Annotated in this window: 15 protein-coding genes and 1 tRNA gene; 6 read left to right on the forward strand and 10 right to left on the reverse strand. The window is 36.0% G+C overall.

Annotated elements, in window-relative coordinates; all coding sequences use genetic code 11:
- Positions 1–6 precede the first annotated feature (6 nt).
- Positions 7–2,772: a gliding motility-associated C-terminal domain-containing protein gene (locus V4538_16775; protein ID MES2382706.1), complete on the reverse strand. Its 2,766-nt coding sequence runs from the start codon at positions 2,770–2,772 to the stop codon at positions 7–9.
- A 146-nt stretch (positions 2,773–2,918) separates the two neighbouring features.
- Here V4538_16775 and V4538_16780 point away from each other — a divergent pair, with 146 nt between their 5' ends.
- From V4538_16780 to V4538_16795, 4 genes are all read left to right on the forward strand, one after another.
- Positions 2,919–3,455 (forward strand): RNA polymerase sigma factor, encoded by a 537-nt coding sequence (locus V4538_16780; protein MES2382707.1) that lies wholly within the window; start codon positions 2,919–2,921, stop codon positions 3,453–3,455.
- Between the two features lie 15 nt (positions 3,456–3,470).
- On the forward strand, positions 3,471–4,394 hold the full coding sequence (locus tag V4538_16785) for a gliding motility-associated C-terminal domain-containing protein (protein ID MES2382708.1): 924 nt from the start codon (positions 3,471–3,473) through the stop codon (positions 4,392–4,394).
- Positions 4,395–4,547: 153 nt separating this feature from the next.
- The gene (locus tag V4538_16790; protein ID MES2382709.1) at positions 4,548–10,445 is read left to right on the forward strand and encodes a gliding motility-associated C-terminal domain-containing protein; all 5,898 of its coding nucleotides are present in this window, start codon (positions 4,548–4,550) and stop codon (positions 10,443–10,445) included.
- Between the two features lie 74 nt (positions 10,446–10,519).
- Positions 10,520–11,656, forward strand: a complete 1,137-nt coding sequence (locus tag V4538_16795) for an FAD-dependent oxidoreductase (protein ID MES2382710.1) — start codon at positions 10,520–10,522, stop codon at positions 11,654–11,656.
- Here V4538_16795 and V4538_16800 read toward each other — a convergent pair.
- The 5 genes from V4538_16800 to V4538_16820 all read right to left on the reverse strand — a co-directional run bounded on the left by V4538_16800 (position 11,653) and on the right by V4538_16820 (position 16,168).
- Positions 11,653–12,816, reverse strand: a complete 1,164-nt coding sequence (locus V4538_16800; GenBank protein ID MES2382711.1) for an AIR synthase related protein — start codon at positions 12,814–12,816, stop codon at positions 11,653–11,655. The genes V4538_16795 and V4538_16800 overlap by 4 nt on opposite strands.
- Before the next feature lie 118 nt (positions 12,817–12,934).
- Positions 12,935–13,339, reverse strand: a complete 405-nt coding sequence (locus V4538_16805; protein MES2382712.1) for an energy transducer TonB — start codon at positions 13,337–13,339, stop codon at positions 12,935–12,937.
- A gap of 8 nt (positions 13,340–13,347) precedes the next feature.
- Positions 13,348–14,040 (reverse strand): hypothetical protein, encoded by a 693-nt coding sequence (locus V4538_16810; protein MES2382713.1) that lies wholly within the window; start codon positions 14,038–14,040, stop codon positions 13,348–13,350.
- 62 nt (positions 14,041–14,102) lie between these two features.
- Complete coding sequence (gene hxpB, locus V4538_16815; protein ID MES2382714.1) at positions 14,103–14,750, reverse strand: hexitol phosphatase HxpB; 648 nt, start codon at positions 14,748–14,750, stop codon at positions 14,103–14,105.
- A 14-nt stretch (positions 14,751–14,764) separates the two neighbouring features.
- The gene (locus tag V4538_16820; GenBank protein MES2382715.1) at positions 14,765–16,168 is read right to left on the reverse strand and encodes an arginine decarboxylase; all 1,404 of its coding nucleotides are present in this window, start codon (positions 16,166–16,168) and stop codon (positions 14,765–14,767) included.
- Positions 16,169–16,343: 175 nt separating this feature from the next.
- On the opposite strand from V4538_16820, the gene V4538_16825 reads away from it, so the two are divergent.
- Positions 16,344–17,519 carry a class I SAM-dependent rRNA methyltransferase gene (locus tag V4538_16825; GenBank protein MES2382716.1) on the forward strand — a complete coding sequence of 392 codons (1,176 nt, stop codon included), beginning with the start codon at positions 16,344–16,346 and terminating at the stop codon, positions 17,517–17,519.
- Positions 17,520–17,541: 22 nt separating this feature from the next.
- Here V4538_16825 and V4538_16830 read toward each other — a convergent pair whose 3' ends face one another.
- From V4538_16830 to V4538_16840, 3 genes are read right to left on the reverse strand one after another with little or no spacing between them, the layout of a single operon-like run.
- Entirely contained in the window at positions 17,542–18,909 is a 1,368-nt protein-coding gene (locus V4538_16830; GenBank protein MES2382717.1) for an NAD-dependent succinate-semialdehyde dehydrogenase, read from the reverse strand.
- A gap of 20 nt (positions 18,910–18,929) precedes the next feature.
- Positions 18,930–20,426, reverse strand: a complete 1,497-nt coding sequence (locus tag V4538_16835; GenBank protein ID MES2382718.1) for a hypothetical protein — start codon at positions 20,424–20,426, stop codon at positions 18,930–18,932.
- On the reverse strand, positions 20,419–20,937 hold the full coding sequence (locus tag V4538_16840) for an acyl-CoA thioesterase (protein ID MES2382719.1): 519 nt from the start codon (positions 20,935–20,937) through the stop codon (positions 20,419–20,421). The genes V4538_16835 and V4538_16840 overlap by 8 nt, the downstream gene beginning before the upstream one ends.
- A 115-nt stretch (positions 20,938–21,052) precedes the next feature.
- Here V4538_16840 and V4538_16845 point away from each other — a divergent pair.
- Positions 21,053–21,124 (forward strand) — tRNA-Arg (locus V4538_16845).
- A gap of 55 nt (positions 21,125–21,179) precedes the next feature.
- On the opposite strand, the gene V4538_16850 is transcribed toward V4538_16845, so the two are convergent.
- Positions 21,180–22,985: a DUF4153 domain-containing protein gene (locus V4538_16850; GenBank protein MES2382720.1), complete on the reverse strand. Its 1,806-nt coding sequence runs from the start codon at positions 22,983–22,985 to the stop codon at positions 21,180–21,182.
- Positions 22,986–23,005: the final 20 nt, after the last annotated feature.

Consider the following 23,005-nt stretch of genomic DNA (forward strand, 5'->3'; position numbering starts at 1 on the left):
ATGCTTTTAGCGTAATAAGGTAACAGTGCCGTGTAGTTCTTTTTTTGTGTTGTTCAGTTTTTTGAAACTGGCAATATAAAAATAAACACCATCGGTGGCATTTGTTCCGTTGCTATCTTTTCCGTCCCATTTAAAATTTGCACTGGAACTCTTGTACATTTCTTGCCCCCACCTGTTGTATATGGTTACTTCGGCTTCATCGCAAGGAGCGGTTAATCCATCCAGTAAAAAATAATCGTTTAGCCCATCATTGTTTGGTGTAAAAGCATTAGCGGTTTTTACCTTTTTAATGTCTTCGGTATAGGCAACAGTAATTTTTGTAGAATCAGCACACGAGGTTAAACGGTTAATTGTTAGGCTAATGTCTTTATTGTTTACTTTATCAATAGGCAGAATGGGGTTTTGTTCAGTGCTTGTTTCCCCATTGGGAAATTGCCAAAAATAAGAAAAAACGTTTTCTGTTAAGCAGTTAAATTTTATACTGGCAGCGCAAGTATCAATGGTAAAGCCTATTTGCACTTGTTTAAAACTAAACTGCATTTTAAAAGCAGCATTGCTGCAGCGTGGGCTCACATTGGTTTTAAATACAGCATCGGAACTGGTAGGAAAATCACTTATGGTTCCTCCGACATCCGGGCAGCTGGCACAAACTGACTGATAAATATATCCTTTTTTGTCGAATCTGCTGGTTCCCCCATCTACGTGGTCACCAGTAAGGTCTCCACCAAAAAAAGTAGCATATAATAGTTTTTGTGCGTTTAGCCCCAATACAATAATATAGAAGTCCCTGTTATCAGTATTCTTTTTGTAAGCATCGCTGGTAACGGGAAGTCCGTTTGTATTGCCAACATCGTTTACACCTCCCCAGCCGCTCATGTATAATCTTCCGCAATCGTCCAATAAAAAAGCATTGATGGTTAAGTCAATGGTGTTTCTATCAGAACCAAATTTGCTTAAAAAATTAATATTGGAAAAGTCGTTGCTTATTTTAGCAATAAATTGTTTTCCATTGGGAGTAAAGTAAACATTTCCAACGGTACTGAGTACACCATCAGTATGCCCCACTATGTATATGTTTTCATCAAGGTCTAATTCTAAACCAAATATTTGATCATATTTTTCTGTTCCAAAATATCGGGCATTGAGTATTTGGGTTCCATCTTTTTTTATTTTGGCAAAAAAACCATCTGCAATTCCTCCATTATAAGCATTTTTAGCAGTAGTTATACTCATGTCCTCAGTAGTTCCACCCGCTATAAAAATATCACCATTCGTATTTAAGTCAACACTATGAACAGCATTGTGGCTGAATCCTTGAAAAGCAGAACTAAAAAGAAGTTTACTGCAATCACTGTCAAGTTTAAATACAACACCTTTTAAAAAGTTAGGTATAACACTGCCTCCAAATGAATTGGTAGTTATAGGGAAATCAGTTGAGCGTGAACAACTGCCTACTATAATATTATGCTCTTTGTCAACTATTACATCGCCCCTAAAATCATCAGCATAAAATTTGTGTAATGCGGTACCTTTACTATTTAAACCATCGTTTTCACTTCCACCAATATACGTTGAAGCAAGTAATGAATCTCCATTCTTTGATAGTTTGGTAACTATAATATCCGACTTGCCTTGATGAATACTGTTATAAGCCTTTGCACTAACAGGGTAATCATCAGACTTTGTAGTGCCCATAATAACAAGGTTGTCATTATTGTCAACAATTAAACTATGCGGGGCTTCATTTAATTGCCCTCCTAAATAAGTAGCATATAAAAGCTCCTTGCCATCGCTGCGGTATTTGCTAATGGTAATATCGCTCGGCAACCCTATAGGCTCTTCTGAAGTACCTCCACTAAAAGTAAGTTGGTATGCTCCTGGTGTTACCGGATACTGGCCTGTTCCACCTCCTGATGTAATACCTCCTGCATATAAATTGCCCTGGCTGTCATACGTAGCAGTAAAACCAAAATTGTCTTCTGTAGAGCCGCTATAAGTGCTAAAAATTAAATCAGGGTCAATAATCAGGTTAAACTGCTTGTTGTATTCAGCTGCTTCAAAATGAATGCAATTATTTTTTAGAACGTATTTTACATCAACTATTACTTTTTTACCATTAATAAACTGGTAAGCAAAAGGCTGCTTTTCTTTAATAAAGCCTAAGCTATGGTAAATAAATAATTCACCATATTCAATTTTATAATCAGTTGAACCTTTGTACTCCAGTTCAATATCGTTAATGTTGGCATTTGGTTTTAGTATCCAGTCAAATTTAAGCTTGGTATTTGATTCACTGCTAATGGCTAAATCAATGTTTGCGTATAAATCAGGGTAAATTATTTTTTGAAACGATTGAACCTTTGAGCGCCATTTTGCAGGATTTTTACCAATGAAATAATTGTAATAAAAATGGTTAGCCTCACCATTGGCTATGGGGTTGAGTGTTTTGTTTGCGTTGCGAAATATTAAATTAATAAAGTGTCCAGTAACAGAATTGCTACTAACTTCTGTTTTGTGTGGATGGCTGTTAAGTTTGGCTATTTGAATGGGGTCTAGTATATAATAGGAAATAGTATTTTGGTGGAGTAAAATATCTAAACTGGCACTTTTGAATTTGAACTTTATATCACTATCCCACTGACCTTTATTTTCTATAAAGCTAATTTTACTATTCGTATTGTCAGGTAATATATTATTTTGACCCCAAGTTGGAGTTTGTACTACAAGGTAAAGGCTAGCAAATAAAAATATGTATAAATACCTATTAAACACGTAATTGAAAATAGTTTATTTAGCAAAGTAAGCAAAATTTAATATAAAGTGTTGGGACTAAAAGCATTTAGAAAATTTTAAGTTTTTTTATTTTAACGTGCAACTTATACTTAGGTTCATTAATCAAGCAAAAACTAATATATAAAGTGAGTCAGAATATAAGCCTAGAATTAATTGAAAAATGCATGCAAGGCAATGCTAAATCGCAAAAGCAATTGTATGATGAAACAGTTAGGCAAATGTATGGTGTGTGTTTAAGGTATTGTAAAAGCCCGGAGGATGCCCGGGATGCCATGCAGGAGGGTTATATTAGGGTTTTTAGTAAAATGAAGCAGTTTGAAGGCAAAGGGGTGATAGAGGCTTGGATGAGAAGGATTTTTGTGAACTGTGCATTGGAAAGTATTAGGGTAAATAAATTTTACACCGAAACAAGTGATGTAACGGAAGCTTTTGATTTATCTTATGAAAATTTAACCATGGATAAGATAGGGCAGAAAGAAATTATGCTGACTATGGGAAAATTAGCATTGGGTTACAGAACAGTTTTAAACTTATACGCTATAGAAGGTTACAGCCATGCAGAAATAGCTGAAATGCTTCAAATAAACGAAGGAACATCAAAAAGCCAGCTTGCCAGAGCAAGAGCGGCTTTTTTAAAGGAATATACAAAATTAACGAAGTAAACGAAGTAAACGAAGTTGAATAATTTAGATAAAATACTTAAAGAGCAAATGGAACAATTTGCGCCAGAAGCACCCAATGTTTGGGCTGGTATAGAAACGGGTATTAAAAATAATGCAGGTTCATCAAATGCCGGTAGTGGTAACGCTGCGGCAGGCTCAAAAATTGGAATGGGAATTTTAAAAATGCTGGCTATAGCTAGTTTACCTGCAGCTTTTATAGCTTACAGTTATTTAGCAAACCCTAATACAGACAATAATCAAGCGGTTGTTACTACCCAACAGGAAATTAAAGAACAACAAGAATTAGTAAGCCAACAGCCATTGCCAGTTGAACCGACAGAAAAAGAAATTGCAACCAATAAAACTACTCCTAATAATAACAATACTAATAAAGCCAATAAGAAACCAGCTATTATTAAAGAATTAGCTCATAATAACAATAATGAAGAGGCTTTAAACAATCAAATCAACAACCATATACAAAACCAGGAAATAAACGCTAACCCAATCAATACAAAAACGGAAGCAAAACCAAAAACAGATAATCCGCAAATTTTACAAAGCGAATTAAAAGAGGAAAGCAACCTTAATGAAGAAATAGAATCAAGTAAAAAAGAGGAAGAGGTTGAGAAGCCAAAAGAAGAAATTGGAAAGGTTACACTTAAAAACCTTCAAAACGTTTTTACACCGAATAATGATGGCTTGAACGATAAATATTTAGTAGAGATAGAAGGGGAGAAGTATTATAATTTAAAAATTTATAATACACAGAATGAATTGGTTTTTGAATCGAGTGATAAATTGAATAATTGGGATGGAACGAATTTTAAAACTGGGCAAGCTTGTGCTATGGGTACCTACTATGGAATATTAATTTACAAAGGTGCTGATAATGCAGATTTAAAAACTTTAAAAACAGCTATTCAATTGATAAGATAAGCACGAATTTGTATTTTAGCTAAATTTTCTTATGTTAGCAAACTGTATAATTTTAAAAAAAATAAAATAAAAATGAAATATATGTACAACAAGTTATCTCTTTTAAAACTAAAACATCTCTATGTTTTGGTTTTTCTCTTGCTATCCAGCATTATGGCAAGAGGGCAATCAGCTTCTATAGTTATTACTCCAGCTGTTGCTTGTGCTGGTGTTGATTTAACAACGGTAGAAGTAGTTACTACCGGTATTTTACCGGCTGATGTTGTTTCTTATACTATTCGTTGGGGACTTCCTAATGATACAGCTGTTAACAACAGAATTGCAGGCAACCCACCAAATCAGTTTTTCTTTAAAAAGTACGCAACCGGTGGTGATTATGTAATTACCTTGGTGGTTAAAAGAACTAACGGACCAGATATAGTGGTTACGGCTAATAGAAGAATTTGGAACAGACCTGTTACTTCATTTATATTACAGTCGCCCGATAACCAATGTTTTAAAAACAATAATTATGTTTTTAATAACACGTCTACCAGAGGAGCTGCACCTAGTGCACCTTTGGTACAAGCAGACTGGATTTTTGGAGATGGTAGTGCTGTAACGGTTACCAATATGTCGCAAAATATATTAAACCATAAATACACTTTGAATAAACCAACTTACCAGATTGGTTTAACTATTACCGATTCAGTTGGTTGTAAAACAGATCCATTAAGTGATCCATTGAGCACATTACCAATTACTATTGCTCCCGATATTAAACCTGGTTTTACCATTTCTGGTATAGCTCAGTGTGATACATCGAAATATATATATCAAAATACAACCCCTCTTCAATATTCATTTGTTGATTCATTTGTTTGGGATTATGGCGATGGAACAATGTATTATTCAGGCGTACCCGGCAAACAAACTCAAGATTTTGCGCGTTGGAATAATGCTTACCAACATCAATATATTACTGCAGGCGTATTTTATCCTTCTTTATTTGTATACGATAAAAGATCAGGTTGTGCCGATTCGTTTTATTTTCAAACATCGGGTTTAAAATTACCTGAAAACATTATTTACGAAATAGAAATCTTAACTAAAAGAAGCCCGGTAAACGATTCTTTAGCAGATTCAGTTTGTTTAATGGTTCCTAATGCTGCCTTTGTAACATTGTACAATAATTTTGCATTAGAAGGTCCGGGTGGAACACCATTAAATATTTTATGGAGTTTTAATGACCCTAACGCTAATCCTCCTGGTTCAGACAGATTTTTAAATGTTTTCCAACCAAGATATCAATACCAAGGACTTGGTCAATATTTTCCAACCTTAACGGTTGCGTGTCCGGGAATTCCTTCTAAAACCAGAACCTATACTTATTATTCAAAATTAGATACGCTGCCAAAAGACCCGAACCGGTATCAGTATGAAGATTTTTATGCTGCGCCAAAACCAAACGTTCCGCAGTATGTCAATGCATTTGGGCCTAGATTAAATCCAGTATTGTATACCAGAAAGGGACGTGTTTTAACTCCTGCTTCAACACTTGATACTTTGTTTTACAATACAAATGGTCGTATTCCAAAATTCATTTACGATACAACTTATAATGCCAGCGATCCAACAGATGTAGATAAAATTGTAGGAAGGTTTGATGGCTGGGGTGATGAAATGAGTTCTGACTGGGATTTCTTCCGTAAACCGGATATGAGTTTTTTGCCTACGTTTTACGATACGCAAATGATTCAGTTTAGAAATCCACAAACCAGTACTTTAATTACCAGACCGGTTTTAACACCTTATTATAACCCAATTTCGAGAGCATTAAGATTCAAGACACTTAATGATGCAAATGTTCACGATTCATTAGAAGTATTTAAAGATAGATTGATTGGAATAGGTGTTCAAATTCAGGGGCCATTAGTAAGAATAGAAGATCCTAATACGCCTATTACTATTCTACCATGGCAAAAACTACAGTGTGGTCCAACCTTTCCTGTTCAGTTTGTAAATACATCACTTATTTACCAGTCAGACAGGTTATGGAAACGTTGGGATTTTGCTGAAGACCAATATGCTCCCGCATGTACTTCTTATTCTTTTCCAAACCCAGTTGCTGCAAACGGAGGTTTACCACCTTATTTAAATGCGGCTGATTTACAAAACAGAACATTAGGTGCTTTTGTTGCCAACGGAAAATCATATTTAGGTAGATTCACTTCATGTAATTTCTCTCACGATTCATTGCCAACTCGTTTATACCAAAATTGGGATGTAATTTTTGATTGGAATAAATATGGACATGATTTCCCTCCTTATGATTCTACAAGATGGACAAAAGGATATACACAATGGCCAACAAGCCAAGCTCCTCCAACCGGATTTAATTGGGTACAACCGCGCGATACTGCGGGTGGTCCTACTTGGTGGCCTTGGAATCAGCCGGTATTGGCTTCTGGTCCAACTCCAACAAGGGTAGATACAATGTCTAATATTTGGCCAACCGATATTCAACCAAATAATGTAATAAGATTAAATAATCCAATTCCCGATCCAATTTCAAGTGCCAGAGGTAACTGGATGGATGTACTTCCGGTAGGAACCAGAATTGATAGTGGTTTATTGGTTATTAGCTTGCCAAATGCACATGATGGTAAACCGAGATCATACAAAGGATCAGATTTATTACCAGGCACTAATATTACCTTGTATCGTTATGCATTTAACCGCCAAACAATTCAAGATATAACTGTTACTTTACAGATGAAGGATTCAATTAACAATACTTCACAAGATCCTGATTACAGAACAGTTAAAATCAAGTTTGACACTATAAAAATATATGATCCTATTACCCACACTTATACTAAGGATTCAATTATCAGAGATTCTCTTCACTTAGATGAGTGGGATTGCCATGGAGCATCAACAGTTCAGTTAAGTTTTACCCGTCCTGATGCTTTTGGTTTAAGTCAAGATGGAAAAGTTTGTCCTAATTTTAAATCAGGTTCTTCAGGTGGTGATCCACAAATTATATTGAACAGAGCCGGATATTTAGATTCAGCCAGAACACAGCCTGGACCTGGTATTGTGCCAAGCAGTTCTCGTACTTTCTTAATGATTAATTACGATTCATTATTAGATAGAAACGATGGTACACCTTGCGATTTAGATAATTTCGTTGATTTTGCCGGTGGAACTACCAATGGAGGATTAACCATGCCTGGTATGTATAACAGAGTTAACTATCCTCCAACACCTGGAGGACCATGGACTTCTCCTTCAGGAGCCAGAATGTGGGCACATTATTTCCCTAGCGGTCCAACTCCGGGTGGTATAACAAATATGCCATACAGTAGCAAAGGATGGATTACCTTAGGTATTATAGTAGGTACAGGTTGTGCCTCTCCTACCAACTGTAATTCACCAGGTTGTTTGAGTGATACAGTTTGGTACCATAATTTCTTCCGATTTATTCAATTAAATGCAAGCTTTACCATTGAAAAATTTGCGTTTGAAGATCCTGCTAAACCTAATTTCTGTTACTTAAGAGGTAAAGGTGATACAGTTACTTTCCATTATTTTGATTCGTTACAAGACAATGTGATTGCCGATGTTTGGGATTGGGGTGATGGAACAGCAACAGTAGATTCATTCTACTACCAACCGGAAACAGATGAGCCATATAATAGAATAAGATATGAGTATAATACACAGGTATTACCTTGGCAATGTACAGATACAACCTATTATCCAATTGGTACACGCGTATTCTCACAAACAGTTAGAGATACTATTTGGAGATGTAACGACCCGTTGCATGCATTACCACCATTGCGTATAGATGTGAGAGTAATTTCACGCGATACAAGTTTTATGCTATTACCTATTCAACATGTTTACAAACTGTCGTCATGGGAAATGCTTGTAGACGGAGGAAACGGTTTAGAACGAAGAGGAGATATTACTCCGGTATTACATAATATGATTGCGAATAATTTCTCACGTTGTGAGAACAGAGCATTGAAATATATTGTAGTAGGTATTATTGATACTTTTGATGTATTGAATGGAGCAGGAGACCTTGATACCATATTCTGTCAGGGAGAATCCGTTTATTTTAGAGATTCAGTACGCTACTGGTATACCGCAGGAACAGGAGTTTGTTCTCGTCCATTGCAAATACCGGGCGAAAACAATGATAGATTAGATGAATTGATGGATAAATTTGGACCGGCATTGGTTAACTATCCGTCAGATACTACTAAAATTTATCCTGATCCAACTGATTACTTTATATTAAGTGGCCCTATTCAGGTTTGCCCGCCTACACATTTTGGTGTTGCAGGAACAGATCCGGTTACCGCTGCTCCAATAACAAGATGTTATAAGTTACGTACCTATTATTATGAGCGTTTGTATTGGGATTTCGATTCCGATGGTAATTTAGATGCCGTTGGAAGCAGTGTTCCTGGCATACTTGTTAGCAATAAATACAGTGCACCGGGACGTTACAAAGTGTCGATGATTACGAGAGATAGCGTTGGTTATTGGGATACTTGTTACCGCTACGTTAACATTGTACATCCACATGCAGCTATTGAAGCAAAAGATGTATACCAATGTGGTGATGAGTATTTATTTAAAGATTCAAGTTATATTGGTGGAGCTCCTGGTTTTGATAATGTAGTAGGATGGAAATGGTGGTTTGGTGATCTTGGCTTTGCTCAAGATGCATTTAGATCAGATTTACAAAATCCTAAATACGATTACCGTAAAAATGGTAAATATACATTGCAATTAGCAGTGAATACAGAACAAGGATGTACTGATACTATCACAAAAGACATATTTATAAGTGGCCCTCGTCCTCATTTATTTATCTTAGACGATACATTAGGTTGCGTTCCTCATAGAGTTAGGGTAGTAAGTATACCAGAAAGAGAGCCTTGGGCTAGCCCAACAGATACACCTACTAAATTAACCATTATCCGTTCTGGTAGACCAGATAATTTAGCAATACCGGTTAAATACTCTACTGTCGATACCGTTGAGTTTATTTACGATGAGCCAGGCACATACTATATTTTTGCAGAGGCATTTGATAGTGAAACAGGTAAAGGTGTTTGTAGACCAATTACTGTACCTGATACTTTAGGAGGTTTTGAAGCACCGATAAGAATAAGAACCAATGTTCCTTATCAAGTAAATTTAGAATCTTCTAAAGATACGGTCTGTGTGGGTGAAGTATTTAAATTTACCAATAAATCAGATAGGGATACTATTGACAGATACAGGTTAGATGTATTTAATTCAACCCTTTCAACCAGGTTAGATTCAGTATTGAAAACAGATATTAATGTAGATACTACATGGCAGTATAAATTGAATCAAATAGGACAATATAAATTTGTATTGACTTCTACCCGATTCCAATATGGTTATGCACCATGTGCTAATACTGATACAGTAACAGTAGTAGCTTCTAAAGCTAAAGCGGACTTTACACCAACGCAAGCAGGTGAATCATCGTTCCGATTGGTTAATAACTCAGACACTGCTGTTTCTGATAAATATACATGGAAAGTGTATAAAGCAGATGGAAGCATGTTTGATGGTTACCCTAAAGACTTTGATGATGTAAGTCCGTTAAACGATTTTACTGCTAAGTTTGACGTAGATTCATCGACCAGTTTAATGGTTTGTATCATTGCTGATGTAGCTGGTACGGTTAGTTGTCCTGATTCGGTTTGTAAGATTATTCAAATAATTTTACCTCCAAGTAAAATCAATATTCCAAATGCGTTCTCTCCAAATGGCGATAACATAAACGATAACTTTGTAATTGAAATTGAGAATTTCCGTAAGTATAGTTTAACTATTTGGAATCGTTGGGGTAACACCGTATTTGAAAGCGATAGTCCTACTAAAACATGGAATGGTAAAACCAATAACGATGGTGGTGAAAACCCTTCTGGTACTTACTATTACATATTTACTTATCAATTAAAAGGTGGTCCTGAAAAAACAGTAAGGGGTTCTATCTCATTAATTAAATAATAAGTAACTAACTATATAAAAAATGCTGACTCAATTTATTTTGAGTCAGCATTTTTTGTTTTATACTTGAGCCTATGATAAGTTATTGGGAACAAACACAATTTTTAAATTACGATTTTATTATTGTTGGTTCAGGTATTACAGGCCTTTCATGTGCTGCTGAAATAAAAGAACAATACCCAACGGCAAAAGTATTAGTACTGGAAAGAGGTTTGTTACCAACCGGAGCATCTACAAAAAATGCCGGCTTTGCTTGTTTCGGAACACTAACAGAAATGGTTTACGATATATCTGTTATGGGAGAAGCTAATTTATTAAAGTTGGTACAGGATAGAATAGCTGGCTTACAGATACTCCGAAACCGTTTAGGTGACGATAAGATTGAATACATAAACAACGGAGGGTATGAATTAATTATTGAAAAGCATAACCACGATGAATTGCCTGCCCAATTGGAGCATTTGAATAAACTATTATTCCCATTATTTAGGCAAGATGTTTTTTTGTTTGATGACTTAGCGGCTGATGATTTTGGCTTTGATAAACAGTTGGTGAAACGAGTTATCCGCAATCCATTAGAAGGCCAAATAAATACAGGTAAAATGATGCAAGCTTTAATAGAGCATATAACCAAATTAGGGGTTCATATTATTACAGGAGCCGAAGTATTGGATGTAGTTGATAAAGAAAATTTTGTTACTGTTAGTGTCAAAGGTTTACAACAGGAAATAATTGAGTTTACGTGTAAAAAAGTAGCCATTTGTACCAATGCATTTACAAAAAAGTTATTTCCAACATTGACAATAAGCCCGGGAAGAGGACAGGTATTGGTTACAAAACCGATTGATAATTTGAAAATAAAAGGAACCTTTAGTTTTGACGAAGGCTTTTATTATTTTAGAAATATAGATAACAGGATAATTTTTGGAGGCGGAAGAAATTTAGCTTTTGAAGAAGAAACAACAACTGTATTTGAAATTAATACACATATTCAAGATGAGCTAAAACGCTTACTCAAAACATTGATTTTACCGAACACACCTTTTGAAATAGATTATGAGTGGTGCGGTATTATGGCTTTTGGCGAGGATAAATTACCCATTATACAAAAGCAAAGTAAAAACGTGGTGGTAGGCGCACGCCTTAATGGAATGGGTGTAGCCCTTGGTAGTAAAATAGCTAAAGATGTGGTAAGCTTATTAGAGAATTAGTATGTGAACTCCCCGTGTTCCGTTGTGACTACTAATTCATTTTTTTCTGCTGCTTCTACTCTGCCTATTATTTGAGCTGGTATATTAAATTTATTAGCTAAAGTAATTAGGTGCTGAGCAGTGTTTTCATCCGTATAAAATTCCAGTAAATTACCCATATTAAATACCTTGTACATTTCATGCCATTGGCTATTGCTTTGGCTTTGAATCATACTGAATAAAGGTGGTGTTTTAAATAAATTGTCTTTAATTATTTTTACGTTTTTAACAAAGTGTAAAACTTTGGTTTGTCCGCCACCCGTGCAATGCACCATGCCATCTATTTTATCAAAGTAGTTTTCAAAAACCTCTTTAATAATAGGGCTGAATGTACGCGTAGGAGAAAGAATCATTTTACCTACGTTTAATGGATTTTCAGCCAATTGCTCGCTTAATTTTAGGCCACCGGTATATACCAAATCATCCGGTACCTGCGGGTCAAAACTTTCACTAAATGTTTTATAAAAGGAAGAAAGCACATCGTGGCGGGCCATGGTCAATCCATTGCTGCCCATTCCTGCATTGTAAGCTGTTTCGTAAGTGGTTTGTCCGTAGCTGGCAAAACCAACAATTACATTGCCTGCTTTTATATTGTGGTTAGAAATAACTTTGCTTTTCTCAATACGGGCTGTTACTGTTGAGTCAACAATAATGGTACGTACCAAATCCCCTACATCAGCGGTTTCGCCACCGGTAGAGTGAATATTGATACCGTATGATTGTAACATAGCAACAAACTCTTCTGTCCCTTCAATAATGGCTTGTATAACTTCACCGGGAATTAAATTTTTATTGCGGCCAATGGTTGATGAAAGAATAATTTTATCATAAGCACCTACACATAACAAATCATTTAAGTTCATTACAATAGCATCCTGTGCTATGCCCTTCCAAACCGATAAATCGCCCGTTTCTTTCCAGTATAAATAAGCTAGGCTCGATTTTGTCCCTGCTCCATCTGCATGCATAATATTGCAGAAGTTGTTATCACCTCCCAGATAATCAGGAACTATTTTGCAAAAAGCTTGCGGAAACAATCCTTTATCTAAGTTTTTAATAGCTGCGTGAACATCTTCTTTTTGCGATGAAACACCACGTTTCATGTATTTATCGTTGGTCATTGCTGGAGGCGTTTAGGGAACAATTTAACGCAACGAAGATGCTTAAATTATTTTACTTAATAAATAGAAAAAGGAAAATCAGTTTTTAATGAAATGCACTGTTTAACAAAATAAACCTTTACTTAAGTTTAAAAACAACGGGCAGTACAAAAAAAACGGGTACCGCATTTCCTTTCATTTTTCCGGGTTTCCATTTGGGCATTAGCTGAATCATGCGTATTACTTCTTCATCACAACCCCAGCCTAATTTTTTCAGAATTTCTATTTGGTCAATAGAGCCATCCCTTTCAACCACAAACCTAACATAAACTTTTCCTTCTATTGCATTTTCTTTTGCGAGTGTAGGGTAATACAAGTTCTTACTGATAAAACTATACATTTCATTTTCTCCTCCCGGAAATTGTGGCATTTCTTCCGGCATAGTCAGTACTTGTTTGGTCGTATCAACGGGCAGCATTTGAGCATAACTCTTAGTATTGATTAAACAGCCAATGGCACATAAAAGAAAATATACATATTTCATACAGTCATTTATTTTTTCGGCAATTTACTATTTAAATTGGAATCCGGTTTATAGTCAACTGCAATCAGTCCGGTAGTATGGATTATTATGTTTTCAGAGGAATGCAGAGTATCTATTGGAGTAGGTTTGGGTTTGTCAACTTTGACCTTTCCTTTAACCGCATTTATTATGGGTTCTTCTATAATCGTATCGCCCATAATTACAGGTATACTTCTAATTTCACCTTTAGTTACTACTTCCCCTAATAACTGTTCATCTATTACCTTTTGAGCAGGGATAGCGGGAGTATCAATAACTGCCATTTTACCAATAAGTTCTGGCTTTAAAGAGTCATTGGTCACTTTCGCGCTGTCTATTATTTCTATTTTACCAATGGTAGCTGAGTTACCACTGTTATCAGTACAACTGAAAAGGGTAGTGCCAAACACTATTAATAAAGCCAAAGCAAACTTTCTGCTTGCGGGTATGTAAGTAAACAGGTGTGTAGGAATTTGAATATTGATTTGTGCCAGCTGCTCATTTTTAAAACGGCCACATACTTTTTGCCCATAATGTTTGGCAAAATAGTTTTGAATATCGGCAGTGCTCCAATTAGTAAAATCAACTACTGTTTTTTGACAACTTTGGCAAAAGCGTCCTTGTTCGTTTGGAGTCATAACGCCCCAGTTTTCGTGGCATGGTTCAGGAATGGAAATTTTCATGGTATTTGTTTTTTATAAGTGAGATGCAATCACTCCACAAATTCCATAAAAATATTTTTTGCCTAATTAATTAAGTCCAGTTTAAAGGCTTCTAAGCTTTGTAATTGGTGGTTGGCTAAGCTCCAATAGCTTTCGTTTTGTTTTTCTGCTTCAGGTACTACAATACATTGCATGCGTGCAGCTTTGGCCGCTACCATGCCGTTTACAGAATCTTCAAAAACCAAACATTCCGTTGGCTCAACTTGTAGTTTTGCGGCTGTCGTTAAAAATACACTGGGGTGGGGTTTGCCGTAGGGTTCAAACTCGGCACTTACCAGCAAATCAAAATAATGACGAATGTTTAATTTATCAACCACTACATTTATTAAACTCATAGCGCTTGATGAAGCCAAAGCTATTTTATAACCATTGGCTTTACATAATTGTAAGGTTTGTTCCACACCCGGCAAGGCATTGGCATGTTCACTAATTAATTGTTGTACGGTAGCCAATACATCGGCTTCAACAGCAGCAAAGTTTTTTTCGCCCCAAGGCTGGTAATTATACCAATGTTCTACTACTTCGCTCAGCCTGAAACCCATTACCTGGCGTAGCAGTTCATCATCCAGCTGTAAACCTAATTTACCAAAACAAATTTTCTCTGCTATTTTCCAATAAGGTTCTGAGTCAACAAGGAGGCCATCCATGTCGAAAATAATTGCTTTAACCATAGCTTACTTTTATTTTAGTAACCTAACAGTTTAAGCATGCTTTCAGGTGTTTGTTGTTCGGCAAACACTTCGTAGCTTAATGAGCCATCTTCTTTTTTATCAATAACAATATGTTTGGGTGCGGGAATTAAGCAATGCTGAATCCCACCATAGCCACCTAAACTTTCCTGATAAGCACCCGTATGGAAAAAGCCCATTATCAAAGGTTCACCCTCATCAGTTTTAGGCATAAATACCTGATTGGTGTTGGTATCGCTATTGTAAAAATCCTGGCTATCGCAGGTTAAGCCACCTAAGTTTATACGTTGAAATTCGTTTTCCCAATTGTTAACGGCCAATAGAATAAATTTTTGTCCAATACCCCAAGTGTCGGGTAGAGTGGTGATGAAAGAACTGTCTATCATCAACCATTTTTCTTTGTCGTTTTGTTCTTTTTCACCAATTACTGAATATAAAATGCCACCACTTTCGCCTACTGTAAATGAACCAAACTCCGTAAAAATATTAGGAACTTCAATGTTGCGGCTCTCACAAATGGTTTTGATGTAAAATATAATCTGGTCAATCATATATTCATAATCGTACTCCACACCCAGTGAAGTATAAATAGGCATACCACCTCCAATATCAATGGTATCCAGTTCAGGGCAAGCCTGCTTTAAATCGCAGTATACATGTACTAAACGTGTTAATTCACTCCAGTAGTAAGTAGTATCTTTTATACCTGAGTTCACAAAAAAGTGAACCATTTTTAATTTGAATAATTCGTTATCGTGAATTTTAGAGTGGTATAAATCAACCACCTTTTTATAGCTCATGCCCAGACGAGAGGTATAAACCGAAAAGTTAGGTTCTTCTTCCGTAGCTATTCTAATACCTAGTTTGGTAACGTTGGTAGTTTTGCTGGCTATTAAATCAAACTCTTCCGGGTTGTCTAGCACACAAATAAGATTTTCAAAACCTTTGTTTACCATAGCTGCCATGTTATTGGCATAAGGCTCGTTTTTAAAACCGTTACAGATAATATATTTATCAGCAGCAAACTTTCCCTCCGCGTGAAGCTTGCTTAAAATATCCAAATCAAAAGCGGATGAAGTTTCAATGTCGACATTGTTTTTTAAAGCCTCATTAAGTACAAAACTAAAGTGAGAGCTTTTGGTGCAATAGCAATAAAAGTATTTACCCGCGTAATTGTGTTTAGTAATGGCCTTGTTAAAAAGTTCGTTTGCCTTTTGTATCTGGCTTGATATTTTGGGTAAATAACTAAATTTTAAAGGAGTGCCGTATTCCTTTACCAATCCCATTAAGTCTATCCCATTAAAGTGTAAATGGTTGTCTATTACTTCAAATCCGTGGCGTGGAAAAAAGAAAGTTTGATGAATTAAATCGGTGTACCTATTACGAAGTTGTGCTGTCAATGCCTGAAATGTTTTTTAAGTTTTATTGTGGTACAATTTTACATAAACCTTCAGGTTTTTTTGCATGATTTTTTTATGAAGTTTTTGGGTTTATAAAAGTGCGCAGCATATGAAAATAATACCGATAAAATCAAATTCTTTGTCAGCAAATTTTTTAGTGCATCTTTGCGGCCGCATGCATTACGAAAAAATAATTTTAAAAAGTGGTAGAGAACGTTCTTTGTTAAACCGTCATCCTTGGGTATTTAGCGGAGGTGTTAAGCAAATGCCTAAAGCACCCAATGGCTCAATAGTAGAGGTAAGAACCAATGCCGATGAATTAATGGGCTACGGATTTTTTGCCCCTAACAGCCAAATTATGTGCAGGCTGTTTGAGTTTACAAGCGAACCTATTGTTATTGACGAACTATACTGGAAAAATAAAATTACCCGTGCGTTTAATTACCGTAAGCAATTCATCAATGCAGAAAGTACCAATATTTACCGTTTAATTCATGCTGAAGGCGATTTTTTCCCAGGCATTATTATAGATATTTACAACAACGCGGCCGTTTGCCAAATACTGGTAAAAGGCGTGGAGTTAATTAGTCAATATGTGTTTGAGGCTTTAAATAGTTTAGGCTTTAAGCACATTTACTTAAAAACAAAACAAAGCACACAGCTTTTAGAAAATGTAACCGATGGAAATCGTTGGGTTAACGATGATAGTTTGCCCATGCCTTTAGTTGGTAAAGAGTATGATGTACAGTTTAATATAGATGTAGAAAAAGGGCAAAAGACAGGGTTTTTTATTGACCAACGCGAAAACCGCAGAATGCTTGGCGAGTTAAGCAAAGGCAAAACAGTATTAAATACTTTTAGTTACTCAGGAGGCTTTAGTTTGTTTGCGCTAAAATATGGTGCTACTTGGGTTGACTCGGTTGATAGCAGCAAAGAAGCTATTGAGCTGGCTAACCAAAATGTAGCCTTAAACGGATTTAGCAACCACGAAGGTATAGCAGCTGATTGTTTTGATTACTTGAAACAGTGCGAAAAAACATACGATATTATAGTGCTTGACCCACCAGCCTTTGCCAAGCATTCAAGAGCAGTGGCTAATGCTTCGCGTGGTTATCAGAATTTGAATAAGCTAGGTATTGAAAAAGTTAAACCCAATGGTTTAATTTTTACCTTTAGTTGCAGCCAGCATATTGATAAAGATTTGTTCCGTAAAATAGTATTTAGTGCTGCTGCTGAGTGTAAACGCAATGTGCGCATAGTACGCCAGTTAAGCCAACCTGATGATCATCCTATCAATATTTACCATCCGGAAGGAGAGTATTTAAAAGGATTGTTATTGCATGTAGAGTAAAGTGTTTTGGAAGTATGGAAGCCTATATCCAAATGGTTTTTATATTGCAAAATTCGCGTAAGCCAAACTCACCTAACTCCCTGCCAAAGCCCGATTTTTTAATACCACCAAAAGGAAAACGTGCATCGCTTTTTACTATTTGGTTGATGTATACCATGCCGCTTTCTATTTGATTAGCTATGTGTTTGGCATGCATAATATCAGCACCCCAAACGCTTGCACCTAAACCAAACTCTGTACCGTTGGCTATGTCAATGGCTTCCTGTATATCAGTATAAGTATAAAAGCTAATAACAGGCCCAAACAACTCTTGCGTATAAGCAGGCGAGTTTTTGGGTATATTACCTAAAATGGTAAGCGGATAAAAAAATCCTTTATCTGGTGTTTGTTTGGTTTGATACAATATTTGCGCTCCGGCCTGTACTGATTCATTTACCTGTTGTGCTAATTGTACTTGTAAATCTTTACGTGCCAGCGGGCCTATATTTACATCGGCATCAGTTGGATTACCAATTTTTAAGGCGGCTATTCTTTCAGTTAAGCCTTGTAAAAAAGCATCGGCTATATGTTGGTGCACAATAAAACGTTTGGCCGATACACAGCTTTGTCCATTGTTTTGAAAACGGGCTGCTATGGCACTGTTTAAAGTTGTTTCTAAATGAGCATCTTCCAATACAATAAAAGGATCGCTGCCACCTAATTCCAATACTGATTTTTTAATATGTTGAGCCGATAATTTGGCTACGTGCGAACCTGCATTTTTGCTGCCCGTTAAAGTAGTAGCGGCTATGCGGTCATCTTCAATAATGGTAGCAATTTGTTGCTCATTAGCAAAAACCGTTTGTATAACGCCTGTTTTAAAACCACTTTGATTGATTAAGTTTTGTAAAGCCAAACTGCTTTTAGGTACATTGGGCGCTGGTTTTATCAATATGCAATTGCCACTCATAATAATAGGTATGGCACTTCGTAATACCTGCCAATAAGGAAAATTCCATGGAAATATTCCCAATACTACACCCAGCGGTTCGTATTTAATTTCTACACTCGCTCCTGTTTCCGATTGACTTAATTTACTTTGTAATATATCGGCACTGCGTGTAGCGTAATACTCGCAAAGCCTTACACTTTTTAATACTTCGGCTTTGGCTTCAGTTTGCAGTTTGCCCATTTCCAACGAAGCTATGTGCGCCAATTCATCGGCATGTTGTTTCAGTAATTCTGCTAAATGCAATACACATTTGGCCCTGTGCGCAAAAGTGCTGTTGCGCCAAAAAGTAAAAGCATTTTTAGCATCCTGTAAGTTTTCTTCTAACAATTCGTTTGTTATAAAATCAAACGATTCGCTTACCTCTTCGGTAAATGGATTTATACTGATATAGTTTTTCAAAGCGTATAAATGTTTAACAATTAAAGTTTTTCTAAAGCAGCTTTGGCTTTTTGCTGTAAGCTGTTTTTATACTCTGCATTTTTGTATTCAAATACCTTATTAAAATGGGTTTTAGCCAACTGTTTAAAATTGAGTTTTTCGTATATATAACCCAACTGTAAGCAGGCATTAGCCGCCATAAATTCGTTTTCTTTAAAGTTGGCTTTTACCGTTTGCTCATAATAATCAATGGCTTTTGACAGCTTATTGCTTTCATGGTAAATGCGCCCCAGCCGGTAAGTATATTCCACCTTTTCCAATTGTGTTTTAAAATGATGAATGGGTTTGTGCAACATTATTTCTTCAGCTTGTGCATAATAACCTCCGTCAAATAATAAACGTGCTTTTAGCAAAGTTGTTTCAGGAAAAAAATCAGCACCACCATTGGAGGCCAATTTATTTTTATTGCCTTTGTTGGAAATGTTGTGTGCAATTTTTGCATATAACCAATAAGTACTCGTATCGCCTTTTAACCAGGCACACCAGGCCAGTTTGGTATAAGCCTCTTTGTTATCGCTTGCATCCTTGTTGCTGGCTACAAATTTTTTAAAGTGTTGTACAGCACTTAAATCTAATTTATATAACAGAGCTGAGCCCAGCATCATTTCCATATAAGGAAAAGCAATGTATTCATGGCTTGTTGGCCTGCTTTGCAACGCTTCAATACAATCATCAGTATGGTCAGTGGCTTTGGCAGAAAAAGAACGAATACAAGCGGCTAATAAATTGGTTTTATAATCAGCAGTATATTTCTCCGTTAGCTTCCATGTTTCCGTTTTATTTTTCATAAAATTCAAATAAAACAGCGTGTAGAAGTATTGCGCATTTTTAAGCTCCATGGTAATTTCCTTGTCGCTTTCCGCTTTGTCTACATATTCCTTTAGCAGTTGCAATCCTTGTTTTAAATTGCCCTTCATGCCCGCTATGTTTACAATCCATTGGTACGATTCAGGAATGGTACCCAATATAGCTTGTAATATACCAATATCCTTTTTATTGGTAATAAACTGCGGGAATTTTTTTTGGTTTTGCTCCAGTAGTTGGTAACACGACCTGAAATCCCAGGCAGCACCTAAATACTCTTCGAACATACCTTTTAAAAAAGCGCTCTGTAAGTGTATTTCAGCTTGTCCGTAAAGTTTATAAGGGTTATTGTCGTCAACCTTTTTTAAAGCTTCTATGCGTATGGCTTTATTCTTCTCAAAAGCTTTAAATTCGGTTTCGTTTTGTAAGCAGAGTATTTTAAAAAAGTCGATGTAGTTCTCAAACAGTTGAATAGCGGCATTGTTAGGATTTATTTTTCTCTCCGCTTCTAACCATGTTTTTCCTGCATCTAACCTAAGCGAAGCTATGTTTTTTTGAGCCTCCAATAAGTTAGGTGTAAGCGTAAAAGTATTTTTACCCATCAGGCTGTTAAAGCTTAAGCATACTACTATGCAAGCCAACAGGAAATATACTTTCGTGCCTGTTTTAGTCATTACTGAATAAAGCTTTTAGTTCCGTTGCATCATCGGGTTTCATTTTGCCTGCTAATACCAAACGCAACTGGCGTCTGCGTAAAGCGCCTTCAAATCTTTTTTGTTCGTCATCATTGTTTGGTTTTATACCCGGTACTTTTAATGGAGAACCATTTCTATCCAAAGCTACAAAAGTGTAATACGCTTCATTACTTTTAAACTTTTCACCACTCGGAATATTCTCCGCATGTACTACAATATGTATTTCCATAGAAGTATTGAACGAACGTGATACTTTGGCTTCCAAAGTAACCACATCGCCTAAACGTATACATTTACCAAAGCTTACACTATCAACCGAAGCCGTAACTACCGTTTTGCCACTGTGTTTTTGCGCAGCAATGGCAGCTACTATATCCATCCAATGCAACAGACGACCTCCCATTAAATTATTCAGGGTGTTGGTATCATTCGGTAAAACCAACTCGTTCATAATGGTGTGGCTGTCTTGTGGTGTTTTAATTATATCCATTTTGTTTCAATAAATTGAGCGCGCAAGTTAGTAAACAGGTGCTTTATTAAAAATGAATTTATAAATTGAAGAATAAATTATTCAAACGGTATATTTGCGCGCTTTATACATAAATGCACCCGTAGTTCAATGGATAGAATGTTAGATTCCGGTTCTGATGATGGGGGTTCGAGTCCCTTCGGGTGCACTATAAACTTATACACTCGCTCACGTTTCTCAAGCGAGTGTATAAGTTAACTACCTTAATTAACTAAAATATAATAGTTAATACCTTCCAGTTGTGGTTTAGCGCTCATTTTATTTAACCTGATGTCTTTTACATAAATAGTTATCTTCCCATCGCCATTGGTTAAAGGAATAACATAATTATTTAAAGAAATACTGCCCCCATCCGGTTGTTGTTTACTTAAATCCATTAAATCAGCTTTCATTTTCTTGGTATCAGCCACATATACTTTGTTTTGGTATTTAACCGATAATGAATCCAAAGGATCATCATGGTAAGATATCAGTGTTTGTTTTTCAATAGAAAATTTCTCACCCACATCATACGGATAATTGTTTCTGATTATCATGTATTTGGAGCCATAGGTGTTGTAGGTGTTTTCGCCTTCAGCAGTAAAGTAAATGGTTGGGTCAGGCGTGTCGAAGTTTCTCAGGTTTAGTATTTGATAAACCGAATCTATTGTGGTGTATTTAATTCGGCCGCGGAATTCTTTATTTTTCAAAGCATCAATCTTTGCTATATCTATTCCAAAAAACGGGTTAACATCATTTATATTATGGTTGTTTATTAAATAAGAAATAATGGATTGCATTTCCTGCTCCTCTTTTATGTTAATAGTGTCTTTTAGGGCAGTTACTTTCTCACCATCGTACATCTTATGTTTTATAAATAATTTTTCCAGTCTGTTGTGCTGGCTGATACGGGAAATAGTAAAACCATTTAACGGGCCAAGGACCATTAACAAATGAACCAACGCTAGGCTTATAGGAATTAGTTTTATATTGATGTTTTTAGAAAACAAGCCATAAAAAGTAATGCCGGCAAGCCATAAGCTTAATACCATTACATAGTAACGCTCTTCGGTAATTCCGTATTGGCTGATACGATAAAATATAGATATGAACAGCAATACCAAGAGTGGAATAATAGATAAATAGAAATATTTTAAAGTGCTTTTTACCCATTTGTTATCATCGTTATCTTTAACAGGATAGAGCAATAAAAAACAGAACAAGCCCACAATAGCATAAGCTAGTATCAGGCTTGAAACCCAGCCTACAGGTAAAGAAAACTGTACAAGAATTTTGGCCCCGTAAGCATATAATATACCTAAATAAAGTAAAGCTATAGGTAGTAAAATATACTGTGCAAATACCTTTAACGGATTGGGGTAAGTAATGGTTTCGTTGTATAAATCATTTTTAGCAGGTACTCCCGCCAAAAATATACACGATTGGAAAAATATAGCACACCACCAGAATATGGAACCGAAAACCCTATCAGTAACATTTAATCCGAAAAGCTCTTTACAGGCTAAAAGGGCTCCTGCAATACCCGCAAAAATAGCAGCTGAATAAATGGAAGCAGTAATAAACCGCAGGAACAATGACTTGTTGAACTCCCAAAAGGAGTCCGTATAATTTTGTTTTAAAAAAGCGGCAAACGAAACCACCAGATGTGCTATAAATACATAAGTAAAATTTTTAAGTGTTTGCTGCGTTTCCCATATATCATCTATTGAGTATACACTTATGAAAAGCAATACCGGTATAAGCAATGCAATAGCATGCTTTAAAATAGTATTGGTTGGTGTTTCTTCCTTTGTTTCAAAAAATAAATAAACAGCAACACTAGAGCTCAAACCAAGTACACAACTTAGTATTAACTTTAGCAAGATGGGTTCCGGCAGCACCGATGTTTTATTAATAACCGCATCTGAAAGCAGGGCTATTAAAAACGAATAAATTAAAGTTAGGGGGAAGCGCAGGAATACTTTACTCAGCTCACCAAAAATAAATCGTAACGAAAAAAATTTATGCATAAGGGTAATTTTAAGTAATG

This window comes from Bacteroidota bacterium, assembly GCA_040388375.1.
In the GTDB taxonomy this organism is placed as follows: Bacteria; Bacteroidota; Bacteroidia; order UKL13-3; family UKL13-3; genus JAAFJM01.